This window comes from Serratia sp. CY76391, from assembly GCF_052166695.1.
GTDB lineage: Bacteria > Pseudomonadota > Gammaproteobacteria > Enterobacterales > Enterobacteriaceae > Serratia > Serratia nematodiphila.
This window is the reverse complement of record NZ_JBJNOJ010000004.1, coordinates 156,421-171,199: the sequence shown is the minus strand read 5'-3', so window position 1 is coordinate 171,199 and position 14,779 is coordinate 156,421. Positions and strand designations below refer to the sequence as shown.

The window sequence follows — 14,779 nt, the reverse complement described above, 5'->3', positions numbered from 1 at the left end:
CGCGGTGAAGATCGTCGGCGCACAGATCATGCCATGCTTATCCTGCCTTATTATCGCCTATTCCCTTAGGTCTCGACGGATTGGGCCGCGCAGCAGCCCGTGGGGCATCACGCGGCTCCCGCTCCCCCAGCCGCACCAGCGGGATATCCGCCAGCCGGGTGGTGTAAGCCGGCGACAGCATTTCGCGCTTCATTTGCCACGGTTTGACGATCCCCTGCCCGGCGAACCATACGCGCCCGCGCCCTTCCTGATTCAGGCGATCGAGGGTCGCCATCAGCCGCTCGCTGTTGCGGCGCGGCGGGCAGTCGTCGAACAGGTCGATCTGCGCCATGGCGGCGGCGCTGAAATCCCCCAGCACCACGCCGCCCTTCAGATAACGCCGCCCCTCCTGCCAGATGCTCTCCAGCGCGCGCACCGCCATGGCGATGATGTCGCGGCTGTCGTTGCTCGGGGTTTGCAGCCGGGCGGTGCCCATATTGCTGTAATAGCCTTCGCCCGCCGAATGCGGGCTGGTTTTGATAAACACCGAAACGTTGCGGCAATAGCGCTTTTCCTGCCGCAGCTTTTCGGCGGCGCGTTCGGCGTAGCTGCAGATCGCCTCGCGCATGTGCGGGTAATGCGTCAAGCGCTGGCCGAACGAGCGGGAACAGATGATCTGCTCTTTCGCCGCCGCCTCATCTTCCCACCGCAGGCACGATTCGCCGCGCAGTTCACGTATCGTGCGCTCCAGCACTACGCTGAAGGTTTTACGCGCCAGCCGGGTATCGCAATCCGCCAGCTGCAGCGCGGTGTGGATCCCCATCGCCTGCAGCTGGCGTGTCAGGCGGCGCCCCACGCCCCACACCTCTTCCACCGGGATCAACGCCAGCAGCTTGCGCTGGCGCACCGGATCGGATAAATCCACCACGCCGCCGGTGCCGCGCCATTTCTTGGCCGCGAAGTTGGCCAGTTTGGCCAGTGTCTTGCTCGGCGCAATGCCGACCCCGACCGTCAAATGCAGCTCGCGCCGGATGCGATCGCGCACCCGCCGGCCGAACGGTTCCAGCGCCTCGCAGCGCGCCACGCCGTCCAGCCGCAGAAAGGCTTCGTCCAGCGAATAAATCTCCACCGCCGGCGCCATCTCTTCCAGCGTGTCCATCACCCGGCGGGACATATCGGCGTACAGCGCGTAGTTGGAGGAAAACACCGCGACGTTGCGGCGGCGCATCTCCTCTTTGATTTTGAAATAAGGCGCGCCCATCGGCACGCCCAACGCCTTCGCCTCGGCGCTGCGGGCGATCACGCAGCCGTCGTTGTTGGACAACACGATCACCGGCCGCCCCCGCAGGTCGGGCCGAAAGATGGTTTCGCAGGAGGCGTAGAAGCTGTTGACGTCTACCAGGGCAAACATGGTTACAGCGCCGCGTAGACGATAAAGGTCACCACGCCGAAGATCTCCAGCTGCGCCTCGTCGTTGAACACGATTGGCGCATAGGCGGGGTTCATCGGCAACAGCCGCACGTCGGGGTAGCGCTGCAGTTTTTTGACGGTGAATTCACCGTCCACCGCAGCGATCACGATATTGCCGTGCTCCGGCGTCAGGGCGCTGTCGACAATCAGCAGATCGCCGTCCTGAATATTGCCGTCGATCATCGACTCGCCGCTGGCGCGTACAAAGTAGGTGGCGTTGGGGTGCCGCACCAGCAGTTTGCCGATATCCAGCCGGCTCTCGACATAGTCCTGCGCCGGGGAAGGAAAGCCGCAGGCCACGCGATCGGCAAACAGCGGTAACGCCAGAGACTCACCTGGTGAAAAAGCATACAACCTTGAATTGCTCAGCATAATCATAACCAAACTGTATATTTATACAGTAAATCATAAACAAAACGCGAACGCGCGCAACCCCAAATCCCCCTGCGGATCGCGCTTTGCCGCGTAATATAATAATTTTCTGAGCGATTTTTTTTTTACGCCTGCTAACGGTTTCACTCTGCCTTGCGCACACGTTATCCACTAAAACTGTGGATAACCTGGTGGGGCCGCAAACGATTCACTCAAACAGCCCGCCTCCGCCCCATTGATGCCATTGCCAGTCGCAATTTTATTGGCGTCATTTTGTAAGGCCGTCCGCCGTTCCTCCCGTGGGCTCTTGCTGAGGCAAGGCCTGCCGCTGTTCTTTGCGGCGCTGTACGCAGCAGAGACCGACGGCCGCGCGCGACTGGCTCGACACCCGCTTAGTCCCCCCCTCTGATCAGCCGCCTGATTAACGTCGCCCCGTTTCGCCCTGTTCAAGCACGCCATCTATGATAAAATCGGCTATCACTCATCAGACTCTATCTGACGCCGGCGCTGTATCCGCCGGCGCCGCGAAACCATCATGAACAAGCATTTGATTCTCGACGAACCCGGCGATGCCGACTCGGCCTGCCTGTCGCGCCACGCGGTCTGGCAGCGCAACGATCTGGCTCAGGCGCAGCAGGATTGGCTGGCGGAAGAAGTGCCGGTTGCCCTGGTGTACAACGGCATTTCCCACGTGGTGATGATGGCGACGCCGAAAGACCTGGCGGCCTTCGCCATCGGTTTTTCGCTGTCCGAAGGCATCATCGCCTCCCCCGACGATATCTACGACATCCGCCAGCAACCGGCCTGCAATGGCATTGAAGTGCATGTGGAGCTCTCGAGCCGCCGCTTTATGCAGCTGAAAGAGAAGCGCCGCAGCCTGGCCGGCCGCACCGGCTGCGGCGTCTGCGGGGTCGAGCAACTGCAGGAGGTCGCTCAGCCCATCGCGCCGCTGCCTTTCACGCAGCGTTTCGATTTGGCGCTGCTCGATCGGGCGTTGGCGCAGCTGCAGGAAGTGCAAACGGTGGGGAAACTGACCGGCTGCACCCACGCGGCGGCCTGGATCCAGCCGGACGGCGCGCTCAGCGGCGGATGTGAAGACGTCGGCCGCCATGTGGCGCTCGACAAACTGCTGGGTTATCGCAGCCAACAGGCGTGGTTGCAAGGGGCTGCGCTGGTGTCGAGCCGCGCCAGCTATGAAATGGTGCAAAAATCCGCCATGTGCGGCGTCGAGATCCTGTTCGCCGTTTCCGCCGCCACCCGCCTGGCGGTGGAGGTGGCCGAGCGCAGCAACCTCACGCTGGTGGGCTTCAGCAAGCCGGGGCGCGCCACCGTCTATACGCACCCGCAGCGGCTCTGGCAATCGACAACGGCGGCCTAACGCCGCCGGATAAGAATCGACTATTCTCAATAGCAGGACACCAGGAAGCATCCACGTTATGATAATCCGCCCGCACCAGAACTGGTTTTTTCGCCTGTTCGCCTGGCACGGTTCCGTGCTGTCAAAGATCACCTTTCGCCTGTCGCTGAACGTGCTGATGTCGATAGTGGCGGTGATCAGCTACCAATGGTACGAACAGCTCGGCGTGCATTTGACCATCGCGCCGTTCAGCCTGCTGGGCATCGCCATCGCGATTTTTCTCGGCTTTCGCAATAATGCCGGCTATAGCCGCTTTGTCGAGGCGCGCAACCTGTGGGGCTCGCTGCTGATTACCGAGCGATCCCTGCTGCGCCAGATCAAAAGCCTGCTGCCGGACGAACCGGCGGTGCAGCAAAAGGTCGCCAAGCTGCTGATCGCCTTCAGCTGGAGCCTGAAGCATCAGCTGCGCGCCACCGATCCCACCGCCGATCTGTACCACAATCTCAGCAGCAAAGAGCTGGCCGAAGTGATCGCCAGCCCGATGCCGACCAACCGCATCCTGCTGATGCTGGGCCAGGAGATCGGCAAGCTGCGCCGACGGGGGCTATTGAGCGACATCACTTTCGAGCTGCTCGACAACAAGCTGAGTGAGCTGTCCCACGCCCTCGGCGGCTGCGAACGGCTCGCCAGCACCCCGGTGCCGTTCGCCTATACCCTGATCCTGCAGCGCACCGTTTACCTGTTCTGCAGCCTGCTGCCTTTTGCCCTGGTGACCGATCTGCATTACATGACACCGTTTGTTTCGGTGTTCATTTCCTATACCTTCTTATCCTGGGACTCACTGGCCGAAGAGCTGGAGGATCCGTTCGGCGTGTCGGCCAACCATCTGCCGTTAAACGCCATTTGCAACACCATTGAGCGCAACCTGCTGGAAATGAATGACCAAAACCCGCTGCCACCGCCGATGAAACCCGACGAGCACTTTAATTTGATCTGAGCTATTTCACCCGAACACACTGGAGCCGAATGCAATGAATGCAAATCCCCCCCTGCCGCAAGCCGTATTCACGCCGGTGACGCGCCATGCCATCTTTATCGTCGCCACCCTGTCGCCCGTTCCCTCCCATCTGGCGGCGGTGCGCGCCTGGTGCGGCGACATCGCCGCCGTGGTGCGTTCGGTCGGCAAACGCGCGCCGGCGGGCAACCTCACCTGCGTCTGCGGCTTCGGCTCCGAGGCCTGGGATACGCTGTTCGGCGCGCCGCGCCCTCGCCAGCTGCATCCGTTCAGCCCGATCGGCAGCGGGGAACGCGTCGCCGTTGCCACGCCCGGCGATATCCTGCTGCATATCCGCGCCGATGAAATGGATCTGTGTTTTGAACTGGCCTCTCAGCTGATCGGCAAGCTCGGCGACGCCGTGACGGTGATCGAGGAGGTGCACGGCTTCCGTTACTTCGATCAGCGCGCCATGATCGGCTTCGTCGACGGCACGGAGAACCCGGAAGGGCATGAAGCCTTCGATTACACGGTGATCGGCGACGAAGACGCGGCGTTCAGCGGCGGCAGCTATGTGCTGGTGCAGAAATACCTGCACGACATGCAGGGCTGGAATTCGCTCAGCGTGGAAGCGCAGGAGAAGATCATCGGCCGCCATAAGCAGTCCAACATCGAGCTGGATGAAGCGGTCAAACCGTCGTCGTCGCACAGTTCGCTGACCACCATCACCGACGAGCAAGGCAACGAGGTGAAAATTCTGCGCGATAACATGCCGTTCGGCCGCCCCGGCCTGCGCGAGTTCGGCACCTACTTTATCGGCTATGCGCGCTCCCCGCAGCCGATCGAGCAGATGCTGGAAAACATGTTTATCGGCCGCCCGGCCGGCAACTACGATCGGCTGCTCGATTTTAGCCACGCGGTGACCGGCACCCTGTTCTTCGTGCCTTCCGCCCCGCAGCTGGAAGCGCTGGCCGATCGCAGCGGCGCCGAACTGCACTGATTGGCCGAAATTCAGGGCCGCAGCGATCAGCCTTTGGTTATCCTGCGGCCCTGCGCGTCGATCACCGGCTCGCCGTCCTCTTTGCTGAAGGCGCCGCGCTGCGGATCCGGCAGAATCTCCAACACCGCCTCCGACGGACGGCACAGGCGCGTGCCAAGCGGCGTCACCACGATGGGGCGATTGATCAGGATCGGCTGTTGCACCATGAAGTCGATCAGTTGATCGTCGCTCCAGCCGGCTTCGTCCAGCCGCAGTTCGGCATAAGGCTCGACGTTTTTACGCAACAACGCGCGCGGCGTCATGTTCATGTCGGCCAGCAACGCAATCAACCGTTCGCGGCTGGGGGGCGTTTCCAGATACAGAATCACCTCCGGCTCAGCGCCGCTGTTGCGGATCAGCGCCAACGTATTGCGCGACGTGCCGCAGGCCGGGTTGTGATAAATCTTGATACGGCTCATGACGGTTTCTCCGGTTAGGATAAAACTGACAGCCGCAGCACCAGCGCGGCCAGGGTGACAAACAGAATTGGCAGCGTCATCACCAGTCCCACGCGGAAATAATAGCCCCAGGTAATGACGATGTTTTTCCTTGCCAACACATGCAGCCACAGCAACGTGGCCAGGCTGCCGATCGGGGTGATTTTGGGGCCGAGATCGCTGCCGATGACGTTAGCGTAAATCATCGCCTGCCTGATGACGCCTTCCGCGCTGCTGCCGTCGATCGACAGCGCCCCCACCAGCACCGTCGGCATGTTATTCATGACGGAAGAGAGAAACGCGCTCAGGAAGCCAGTGCCGAGCGTCGCCGCCCACAGCCCCTGCCGCGCCAGCGCATCCAGCACGCCGGACAGCAGATCGGTCAAACCGGCATTGCGCAGCCCATAGACCACCAGATACATACCCAGCGAGAAAATCACGATCTGCCAGGGCGCCCCGCGCAGCACTTTGCCGGTATCGATCGCCCGCCCGCGTTTCGCTACCGCCAGCAGCACCAGCGCGCCGCAGGCGGCGACCAAACTCACCGGCACGCCGAGCGGTTCCAGGGCGAAAAAGCCGATCAGCAACAGCGCCAATACCGCCCAACCGGCTCGAAACGTCGCGCGATCGCGGATCGCTTCCCGCGGTACCGGTAAACGCGTCAACGCGTAGCCCGGCGGAATATCCTTGCGGAAGAACAAATGCAACATCACCAGCGTCGCCGCCACGGCGACGAGATTGACCGGCACCATCACCGCCGCATACTCCGTAAAGCCCAAGTGGAAGAAATCCGCCGAAACGATATTCACCAGGTTGGACACCACCAGCGGCAGGCTGGCGGTATCGGCGATAAAGCCCGCCGCCATGACGAAAGCCAGCACCGCCGCAGGACGAAAACCGAGCGCCGACAGCATGGCGATCACGATCGGCGTGAGGATTAACGCGGCGCCGTCATTGGCGAACAGCGCCGCCACCGCCGCGCCCAACAGGAGCATATAGGTAAACAGCCAGCGGCCCTTGCCGTTGCCCCAGCGCGCGACGTGCAAGGCGGCCCAGGCAAAAAAGCCGCTTTCATCCAGCAACAGGCTGATGATGATGACGGCGATAAAGGTCGCAGTCGCATTCCAGACTATCTGCCATACCACGGGGATGTCGCTGACGTGCACCACGCCGCTCAATAATGCCAATCCCGCCCCGATCGACGCACTCCAGCCAATACCCAGCCCCTTCGGTTGCCAGATGACCAAGATCAACGTCAGAATAAAGATCGCCCCTGCCACTATCATCGCTGTCCTTCCGCCCCTTTAAGTTTACATATTCGATTTTTCATATGTGTTTGCGTAAATTTTTTACCGTTACGGGCAACCTTTCGCCACGCGTTGCGCTAACTCCGTCATCTGTTCTGGCCGGCACTGATAAGCCTGCTCAATAATCGCCGCCGCCCAGGCCGGCATATGCGGCGACAGGCGATAATGTATCCATTTACCCTCGCGCCGATCGAGCAGCAGCCCGCTTTCACGCAGCATCGCCAGATGCCTTGAAATCTTGGGTTGCGGCAGCGCCAGCGCGCCCGACAGCTCGCACACGCACAGTTCACCGGCGTGGCGCAACAGCAGCACCAAGGTCAGACGCGTCTCGTCAGACAGGTTTTTAAACAGCTTCAGCGGCGTCAATGACGGCATGTCACACTCCCGTTAACCTTTCTCTTCACCATAACTCGCTCGTGAAGATACCAGCTTCACATGCGAAAAAACAAATATAAAATGCAAAACGTTGCCCTCCTCACCGAGACATATACTTATCTTTATGCCGTTCTTGCAGGAAGGAGGTACCATGCCGCTCACATTCAAACGTTCGGAAAGGCTCTCCATCGGCACCGAAATAGAGTTACAGCTGGTCGATGCCGAGCACTACGATCTTACGGATCGAGCCGATCGGGTGGTCAGCGCGGTCGGCGACCGCCGGCGCGTCAAGCATGAGCTCACCAAATCGATGGTAGAGCTGAACAGCTCGGTGCACCACGATCTCGATGAGCTGCACACCGAGCTGCGCGCCCTGACCCATACCGTCCGGCGCAGCGCGCAGCGCCTGGGCTGTGACGTCTGCGGCGGTGGCCGCCACCTGAGCAACGACTGGCGTAAGCAGGTCATCAGCGACAACGCGCGCTACAGGCAGCTGGCCAGCCGTTTTGGCTATCTCTCCAAGCTGGCCTGCGTGTTCGGCCAACACATTCACCTCGGCGTCAACGACGGGGACGAAGCGATGTACCTGTGCCATGCGCTGACGCCCTACTTTCCGCAGTTGATCGCGCTCAGCGCCTCGTCGCCGCTGTATCAGGGGGTCGACACGTGCTTTGCCAGTTCCCGCTTCAGCGCCCAGAACTCCTTCCCCAACTACGGATGCCTGGAACACATCTACAGCTGGCATGAATTCAACGCCTACTACGAACGGTTGAATGCCGCAGGCGTGATTGAAAGCGTCAAGGATATTTACTGGGATGCGCGGCCAAAACCAGAGCTGGGCACGGTAGAGATCCGCATCTGCGATACGCCGCTGCGCCTCACCCACGCCGTGCTGCTGGTCGGTTACTGCCGCCTGCTGGCCGATTTTCTGTTGCAGCACCGCTCACCGATCGCGCCGGAATACGATGCCTTCACCAATTACAACAAGATCAACGCCTATCGCAGCGGCTTTGCCGCCGAATACGTCGATCCCGCGACGCTGCGCCGCAGCAGCCTGACCGCCCACATCCTGCACACTCTCGAAGCGCTGAGCGGTTTTGCCGAGCGACGGGAGGATCGTGCCCTGCTGCAGGCCGTCGAGCGTCATGTCCGCCAGGGCATCAGCGATTCGGAGCATATCCGCCAGATGTTGCACAACGGCCTGCCGCAAGCTCAGGTGATCAAGCGCCTGTGCGATGAGCTGTTGCAGCCTGCAAGTTAAGTTTCGGCTATCGATTCCATACGCCAAAGCCGCTGTTCATTATGTGCTCTTTCGCTACAATCGTGAGCACTGACATTCACCGTATCGAGGACACCATGTACAACTTCTCCCGCTATCAGGCAAAAGAACTGGCGCTGGCTTACATGAGCGGCAAAAAACACGATCTGTCGCCGCAGGAATTTTTGCAGCAGCTGAAAAGCAGCGAGCGATCGTTTGAGCATCTGCTGAAACACGGCAGCGAAATGCCGCGTGACGTGCTGGTTAAAAGCTTCTGAACAGCCGGTTGCCGGCCATTTTCCCTCTACGCCGCCGGTGGCGAGCCTGGCAGGCCCGCGCATTCCCGGCCGTTCATCCCCCGTTCCTCATCCTGCCCGTTTCGCCCTCACAGGCGAAAACCCCATAAATTCGCACCTAGAGGCGAATTGTTGACATATTCGCATCCAGGTGCGAATTTATAGTCATCCCTCCGCAAATAATGGAACACGCCATGCCGACGCCAATCAGCGTAATCAGCGGCGATCTGGTTGATTCCCGCCGATCAGACACCGTCAACTACCTCAATGGGCTGCATAACCTGCTCGATCGGCTGCGGCGTGACGGGCGGCTGCATCAGGTGGAAATCTTTCGCGGCGATGCCTTCCAGGCGCAGGCCGCCCCAGAGGACGGGCTGTTGCTGGCGGTGTACATACGCCTCGCGCTGCGGGCGATGGGTGCCGCGCACTGGGATGCGCGCATCGCCGTCGGGCTGGGTAGCCAACGGCCCGACGCCGCCGGTTACGGCAGCGCCTTTATCAACTCCGGCAGCGCGCTGGACGCCATGGCAAAAAATTGCCGGCTGGCTCTGAAAACCGACAACGATCGGACAAACGCCATTGTCAGCGATCTGCTGCCGATGTTAGATCATGTGATTGGCCGCCTGTCACAGGCCGAAGCGCGCATCGTTCAGGCGAGAATGTTCGCCGACAGCGGCGCCGCCGTGGCGGACCAGCTGCAAAAAGCCGCCTCCACGGTCTCCGCCGCGCTGAAACGCGCGGCCTATGAGGAAATCATGCGGTTTATTCACGCCATTAACAGGATCGTCTGACCATGGATCTGACCTATGCGCCTTTGCTGGCCTGGCTGTTGCTCGTCCATCTGCTGGCGGATTTTCCGCTGCAGCCGCTGAGTTGGGTGGAAGATAAAATCCAACATCGCGCGCGTTCGCGTTTTCTGCTGTTGCACGCGTTGCTGCACGGGGTGCTGGCCGCCTGGGCGGTGGCCGGTTTCGGCCTGCTGCACGGCGGGCTTTCTTCACTGCAGGTGCTGGCCAGCCTGCTGGCCATCGCCGTCAGCCACTACCTGATCGATTTGCTGAAAGTCACCGCGATGAACCGTCTGAGCCCGGCCCGCAGCTTTCTGCTCGATCAGGGATTGCATCTGGCGGTGATCGCCTTACTGTGGCTGGGGCTGACGCCGAACGCCGGTGAACTGCTCGCGGCGCTGGGTCGGCAGCTGGGGCGTTGGCAAACCGGCCTGGTGCTGGTGGCCTACAGCCTGATTTATCTGCCGATGAGCCTGCTGATCGGGCAACTGCTGGCGCACTGGACGCCGCAAATGCCGCCTTCGGCCAAGGCCGACAACGACTCGCTGCTGCGCGCGGGCAAACAGATTGGCTACCTGGAAAGAACGCTGATCCTGACCTTCGTGCTGCTGGGGCAAATTCCGGCGATCGGTTTTTTACTGGCGGCCAAATCTATCTTCCGTTTCGGCGATCTGCGCCAAAGTGACGATAAGATGCGTACCGAGTATGTGCTGCTCGGCACGCTGTTTTCCTTCACGCTGACCATCATGCTCGGCCTGCTGGTCAACAAACTGCTGTAGCGGTGCGGGGGCGAAAAATTTCGCCCCCGAAGTGAACGCCGAGGCGGCTTACAGCCACTCGCCAAAGCGGCGGATATAGAAACGCTTCATCAACTGCGCGACCACGCAGTAGCTGACCAGCGTTGCGGCCAACCACGGGAAGTATTCCCACGGCAGCGGCTGCAGGCCAACCAGAGCGCCGAGCGGCGAGAACGGAATGTAGATGCCGAGCGCCATCACCAACCCGGTGGTCAGCAACACCGGCAGCGCCGCGGTGCTCTGAATGAACGGGATCTTCTGGGTGCGCAGCATATGCACCACCAGCGTTTGCGACAGCAGCCCCTCAATGAACCAGCCGGACTGGAACAGCGCCTGGTGTTCTACGCTGTTGGCGGCGAACACGTACCACATCAGCGCATAGGTCGTAATATCGAAGATCGACGAGGTCGGCCCAATCCACAGCATAAAGCGCCCGATGTTTTTGGAATCCCACTTGCGCGGCTTGCGCAGGAACTCTTTGTCCATCTTGTCCCACGGCAGCGACAGCTGGGAAATGTCGTACATCAGATTTTGAATCAACAGGTGGATCGCCAGCATCGGCAGGAACGGGATGAAGGCGCTGGCCACCAGCACCGAAAACACGTTGCCGAAGTTGGAGCTGGCGGTCATGTTCAGGTACTTGATGATATTGCCGAAGGTCTCGCGCCCTTTGATCACCCCCTCTTCCAGCACCATCAGATTCTTTTCCAACAGGATGATGTCCGCCGACTCCTTGGCGATGTCGGTGCCGGTGTCGACCGAAATGCCGACGTCGGCATCGCGCAGCGCCGGCGCATCGTTGATGCCGTCGCCGAGGAAGCCGACGGTATGGCCGTTGGCCTGCAGCATTTTCAGCACCCGCGATTTTTGCAGCGGCGTCAGCTTGGTGAAGACCGTGCGTTGTTCCACTTCGCGCGCCAACTCTTCGTCATCCATCTGTTCAATCTGCAGCCCGGAGAGCGGCTCACCCGGCTCCAGCCCGACATCGCGGCAAATCTTGCAGGTGATCACCGGGTTGTCGCCGGTCAGCACCTTCACCGTCACGCCGTTTTCCTGCAGCGCGGCGATCGCCTGCTGCGCGCTCTCCTTCGGCGGATCGAGGAAAGTCAGCAGCCCTTGCACCACCATGTCGCGCTCGTCGGCCACGCTCAGCGGTTCGGCCGGGCGCTGCGCATCCAGCTCGCGCGTCGCCAGCACCAGCACGCGGAAACCGTCTTCGTTATACTCGCGGGCCAGCGCCTGCAGCGCCGCACGGCGCGCGTCGTCCAGTTCCAGCGTTTTGTCGCCTTCGCGCACGTGGGTGGCGATCTCGAGCATCTCCTCTACCGCGCCCTTACAGATCAGCTGCTGCGTGCCATTTTCGTCCGCCACCACGATCGACAAACGGCGGCGCACGAAATCGAACGGCAGCTCATCCACCTTGCTGAAACGGCCCAGGGCTTCGATCCCCGGTTTGCCGCGCCCGAAACGGATCACCGCCTGATCCATCAGGTTCTTCATGCCGCTCTGATGGAAGCTGTTCAGCCAGGCCAGGTGCAGCACCTCGTTATCCCTGGCGCCAGTGACGTCGATGTGGTGCTCGAGAATGATGCGATCCTGGGTCAGGGTGCCGGTCTTGTCGGTGCAGAGCACGTCCATGGCGCCGAAGTTCTGAATGGCGTTCAGGCGCTTCACCACCACCTTGCGGCGTGACATGGCGATCGCCCCTTTCGCCAGGTTGGAGCTGACGATCATCGGCAGCATTTCCGGCGTCAGGCCGACCGCCACCGCCAGCGCGAACAGCGCCGCCTCGCTCCAGTCGCCTTTGGTGAAGCCGTTGATCAGCAACACCACCGGCACCATCACCAGCATGAAGCGAATCAGCAGCCAGCTGACGCTGTTCACCCCGCGATCGAACGCGGTTTGCGCCCGCGAACCGACGATCGACTTGGCCAGCGAGCCGAAGTAAGTGCGCCCGCCGGTTGCCACCACCACCGCCGTGGCGGTGCCGCTGGCGACGTTGGTGCCCATCAGGCAGATATTGGACAGCTCAAGCAGCGCGTTCTCGCTGGACACTTCCCCTTCGCTCGACTTCTGCGCCACGTTGCCCATCGCATCGTATTTCTCGATCGGGATCGCTTCGCCGGTCAAAATCGCCTGGCTGATGAACAGATCGCGCGAGGCGATAAGACGCACGTCGGCCGGCACCATGTCGCCGGCGGAGAGCTGAATGATATCCCCCGGCACCAGTTCGCGGATCGGCACTTCCAGCGTCAGCGGATGCGCGCTGTAGCTGCTGCGGCGCAGCACAGTAGCGGTGGTGCGCACCATCGACTTCAACGCTTCCGCCGCTTTGTTGGTGCGGTATTCCTGCCAAAAACGCAGCAGCCCGCTCAACGTGACCATGGTCAGGATGATGATGACGCCGGTGAGTTCAGTTTCTTCACCGCTCTGGAGCGGCAGCCAATAATCGGTAAAGAAACTGATCGCAGCCAGCACCATCAGCACGAAGATAAACGGGTTGTTGAAGGCCTTGATCAACTGAATCAAGGCATGCGGCGCCTTGTCGTGGGCGACCTGGTTGGCGCCGAACTGCTCCAGCCGCTCATCGGCATCGTCCTGGGTCAAGCCGTTGCGGTTGCACTTCAGGTTCGCCAGCGTTTGGGCGATGCTGTTGGTCGCCTCTTGCGCAATGGCGTAGGTCACCGCGTCTTTATCACGGCGACGCATTCTTTCATTAATCTGAGTCATAACGCTATTCTCTTATTTTCGTTCTGCGCACAGGGATATCCCGCCCGATAAACAGGTGACTCTGCGCAGAGTGGAATTTTTTAATTAGCGTGACTGAATAGCGTGATTACCCTGTCAGCCACGCAAGAATTATTTCCCTGCCGGGGTCATCGTCCATAACGCCTCCTTAATGCTCCGCGTTATTCAAGGCACTCATGAATAAAACCGAACATATAATCAAGTTAATCAATATTTATATTATTACTCAGACCGGTAATTCGGACGCGACGCGCCAACGCACGGCACTCACGCTTTTTTCCAGACTGACGCGGCAAACAATACCTTCAATTTCTTTTTGCGCGGCCGGCGTAGCGGTAATTTCCGCGCACACTTCCAATTGCCCCGGGCTGGCAATATCGGCGCTGCGCAAGGATTGCAGCCGCAAGGCGACGCCGTTCAGCGCCTGCAGAATCAGGGTGCGCACCAGAATTTCATCCTGCTCGCCGCAGGTCACCTGAATGCGATAGCACAGTTCCAGATCGGTCGCCTGCTGGTGCGGCTGCAGGTTGATGCGCTGCGCGGCCTCGCGCAGCAGGATATTGGCGCACAGGATCACCAGCGTGGCGACCACCGCATCCCAATGCTGGCCCAGGCCGCACAGGACGCCGATCCCCGCCGAACACCACAGCGTGGCGGCGGTGTTGAGGCCGCGAATGTTCAGCCCTTCACGCATGATTACGCCGGCGCCGAGGAAGCCGATACCCGAGACGATCTGCGCGGCCACCCGGCCGGCGCTGGCCGGATCGGTGGACATGGAGCTGAGAATGAAGACCGCCGCACCGGTCGCCACCAGCGCATTGGTGCGCAGGCCGGCCATGCGTTGGCGCCACTGGCGCTCGGCGCCAATCACCGCGCCCAGGCACATCGCCAGCAATAAATTTAAAACGAAAGGAGTCATAGCCATGACTTTCCCCTTAATTAACCACAGGAGATAAAATCATGTGCTGTTTAGCACACGCGAAAACGCGCTGAAAATAAATCAGCGAATCAGCGTGTCATGCCTGGAGGGAAAAGGCTGTGGCTGCAGAATACCATAATAACGTCCAACTCAATTCGCCTGAAGCCACCTGGCATCAGGAAACGTTTTCTTATTCGGGTATGCACAGCTCAGAAATAACTGGAGAGGGGTGCTGCCCGCCGATAACGGCAAGCAACAAATCAGAAGAGAATTGGTCAGCTTGCCTTATTTATTTTATTACAACTACAACTGTCCAATTGGGTTTCTCCACCGAAATTTTGGCTGAGTATAGTGACGTCGGGTAATGAAGTAAAGGCTAATTTATTAAACGAAAAATAAACTGGAATACCGCAATGATATTCCAATGTCACAAATAGAAGATGGCGACATTGGGCGCCGACGCCGCCTTCCGGCCGCTGCATCAGGCCCTGTGGGACAAAGCGCTGACCGCCAACTTCAGCGCGCAGCCATTCGCCGGCGTAGCGGCCCGCAGCCTGCGCGCCAAACTGGCCGATGGCCGCACGTTCGACGTTGCGCCTTAGCAAGGTCGCCGGCGGTGGGCTACGCTAGGCTATATTTCCGA

Annotated in this window: 15 protein-coding genes; 8 read left to right on the top strand and 7 right to left on the bottom strand. The window is 60.4% G+C overall.

The window, feature by feature from the left end:
- Positions 1 to 37: 37 nt before the first annotated feature.
- Together umuC and umuD are read right to left on the bottom strand one after the other, a co-directional pair.
- Positions 38 to 1,390, bottom strand: a complete 1,353-nt coding sequence (umuC, locus tag ACJ8PN_RS09205; protein WP_253718472.1) for a translesion error-prone DNA polymerase V subunit UmuC — start codon at positions 1,388 to 1,390, stop codon at positions 38 to 40.
- Between the two features lie 2 nt (positions 1,391 to 1,392).
- Positions 1,393 to 1,827 carry a translesion error-prone DNA polymerase V autoproteolytic subunit gene (gene umuD, locus ACJ8PN_RS09200; protein WP_442534839.1) on the bottom strand — a complete coding sequence of 145 codons (435 nt, stop codon included), beginning with the start codon at positions 1,825 to 1,827 and terminating at the stop codon, positions 1,393 to 1,395.
- Positions 1,828 to 2,356: 529 nt separating this feature from the next.
- Between umuD and fdhD the strand changes: the two genes are divergently transcribed.
- Genes fdhD through ACJ8PN_RS09185 form a run of 3 tightly spaced genes read left to right on the top strand, consistent with a single transcriptional unit; the run spans position 2,357 to position 5,172 of the window.
- Positions 2,357 to 3,199 (top strand): formate dehydrogenase accessory sulfurtransferase FdhD, encoded by an 843-nt coding sequence (gene fdhD / locus ACJ8PN_RS09195; protein WP_021505762.1) that lies wholly within the window; start codon positions 2,357 to 2,359, stop codon positions 3,197 to 3,199.
- A 58-nt stretch (positions 3,200 to 3,257) separates the two neighbouring features.
- A complete protein-coding gene (locus ACJ8PN_RS09190; RefSeq protein ID WP_171454280.1) occupies positions 3,258 to 4,175 on the top strand; it encodes a bestrophin family protein in 918 nt (305 codons plus the stop codon).
- Between the two features lie 34 nt (positions 4,176 to 4,209).
- Complete coding sequence (locus tag ACJ8PN_RS09185) at positions 4,210 to 5,172, top strand: Dyp-type peroxidase (RefSeq protein WP_351106258.1); 963 nt, start codon at positions 4,210 to 4,212, stop codon at positions 5,170 to 5,172.
- Between the two features lie 26 nt (positions 5,173 to 5,198).
- Here ACJ8PN_RS09185 and arsC read toward each other — a convergent pair whose 3' ends face one another.
- The 3 genes from arsC to ACJ8PN_RS09170 form a co-directional block, all read right to left on the bottom strand.
- On the bottom strand, positions 5,199 to 5,630 hold the full coding sequence (gene arsC, locus ACJ8PN_RS09180) for a glutaredoxin-dependent arsenate reductase (protein WP_171454282.1): 432 nt from the start codon (positions 5,628 to 5,630) through the stop codon (positions 5,199 to 5,201).
- A 14-nt stretch (positions 5,631 to 5,644) separates the two neighbouring features.
- A complete protein-coding gene (locus ACJ8PN_RS09175; RefSeq protein WP_442534838.1) occupies positions 5,645 to 6,934 on the bottom strand; it encodes an arsenic transporter in 1,290 nt (429 codons plus the stop codon).
- Positions 6,935 to 7,003: 69 nt separating this feature from the next.
- Complete coding sequence (locus ACJ8PN_RS09170) at positions 7,004 to 7,330, bottom strand: metalloregulator ArsR/SmtB family transcription factor (protein ID WP_004935082.1); 327 nt, start codon at positions 7,328 to 7,330, stop codon at positions 7,004 to 7,006.
- A 151-nt stretch (positions 7,331 to 7,481) separates the two neighbouring features.
- Here ACJ8PN_RS09170 and ACJ8PN_RS09165 point away from each other — a divergent pair, with 151 nt between their 5' ends.
- The 4 genes from ACJ8PN_RS09165 to ACJ8PN_RS09150 all read left to right on the top strand — a co-directional run bounded on the left by ACJ8PN_RS09165 (position 7,482) and on the right by ACJ8PN_RS09150 (position 10,451).
- Positions 7,482 to 8,591: a YbdK family carboxylate-amine ligase gene (locus ACJ8PN_RS09165; protein ID WP_171454284.1), complete on the top strand. Its 1,110-nt coding sequence runs from the start codon at positions 7,482 to 7,484 to the stop codon at positions 8,589 to 8,591.
- A gap of 95 nt (positions 8,592 to 8,686) precedes the next feature.
- Positions 8,687 to 8,866 carry a hypothetical protein gene (locus ACJ8PN_RS09160; RefSeq protein ID WP_004935085.1) on the top strand — a complete coding sequence of 60 codons (180 nt, stop codon included), beginning with the start codon at positions 8,687 to 8,689 and terminating at the stop codon, positions 8,864 to 8,866.
- Between the two features lie 212 nt (positions 8,867 to 9,078).
- A complete protein-coding gene (locus ACJ8PN_RS09155; protein ID WP_015378329.1) occupies positions 9,079 to 9,675 on the top strand; it encodes a hypothetical protein in 597 nt (198 codons plus the stop codon).
- A 2-nt stretch (positions 9,676 to 9,677) separates the two neighbouring features.
- On the top strand, positions 9,678 to 10,451 hold the full coding sequence (locus tag ACJ8PN_RS09150) for a DUF3307 domain-containing protein (RefSeq protein WP_004935091.1): 774 nt from the start codon (positions 9,678 to 9,680) through the stop codon (positions 10,449 to 10,451).
- A 48-nt stretch (positions 10,452 to 10,499) separates the two neighbouring features.
- Here the strand turns inward: ACJ8PN_RS09150 and mgtA are convergent, their stop codons facing one another.
- Positions 10,500 to 13,199 carry a magnesium-translocating P-type ATPase gene (gene mgtA / locus ACJ8PN_RS09145; RefSeq protein ID WP_274864480.1) on the bottom strand — a complete coding sequence of 900 codons (2,700 nt, stop codon included), beginning with the start codon at positions 13,197 to 13,199 and terminating at the stop codon, positions 10,500 to 10,502.
- A 244-nt stretch (positions 13,200 to 13,443) separates the two neighbouring features.
- Positions 13,444 to 14,142: an MgtC family protein gene (locus ACJ8PN_RS09140; protein ID WP_004935097.1), complete on the bottom strand. Its 699-nt coding sequence runs from the start codon at positions 14,140 to 14,142 to the stop codon at positions 13,444 to 13,446.
- Positions 14,143 to 14,576: 434 nt separating this feature from the next.
- Between ACJ8PN_RS09140 and ACJ8PN_RS09135 the strand changes: the two genes are divergently transcribed.
- On the top strand, positions 14,577 to 14,738 hold the full coding sequence (locus tag ACJ8PN_RS09135) for a hypothetical protein (RefSeq protein ID WP_162837997.1): 162 nt from the start codon (positions 14,577 to 14,579) through the stop codon (positions 14,736 to 14,738).
- The last annotated feature ends 41 nt before the right edge of the window (positions 14,739 to 14,779 follow it).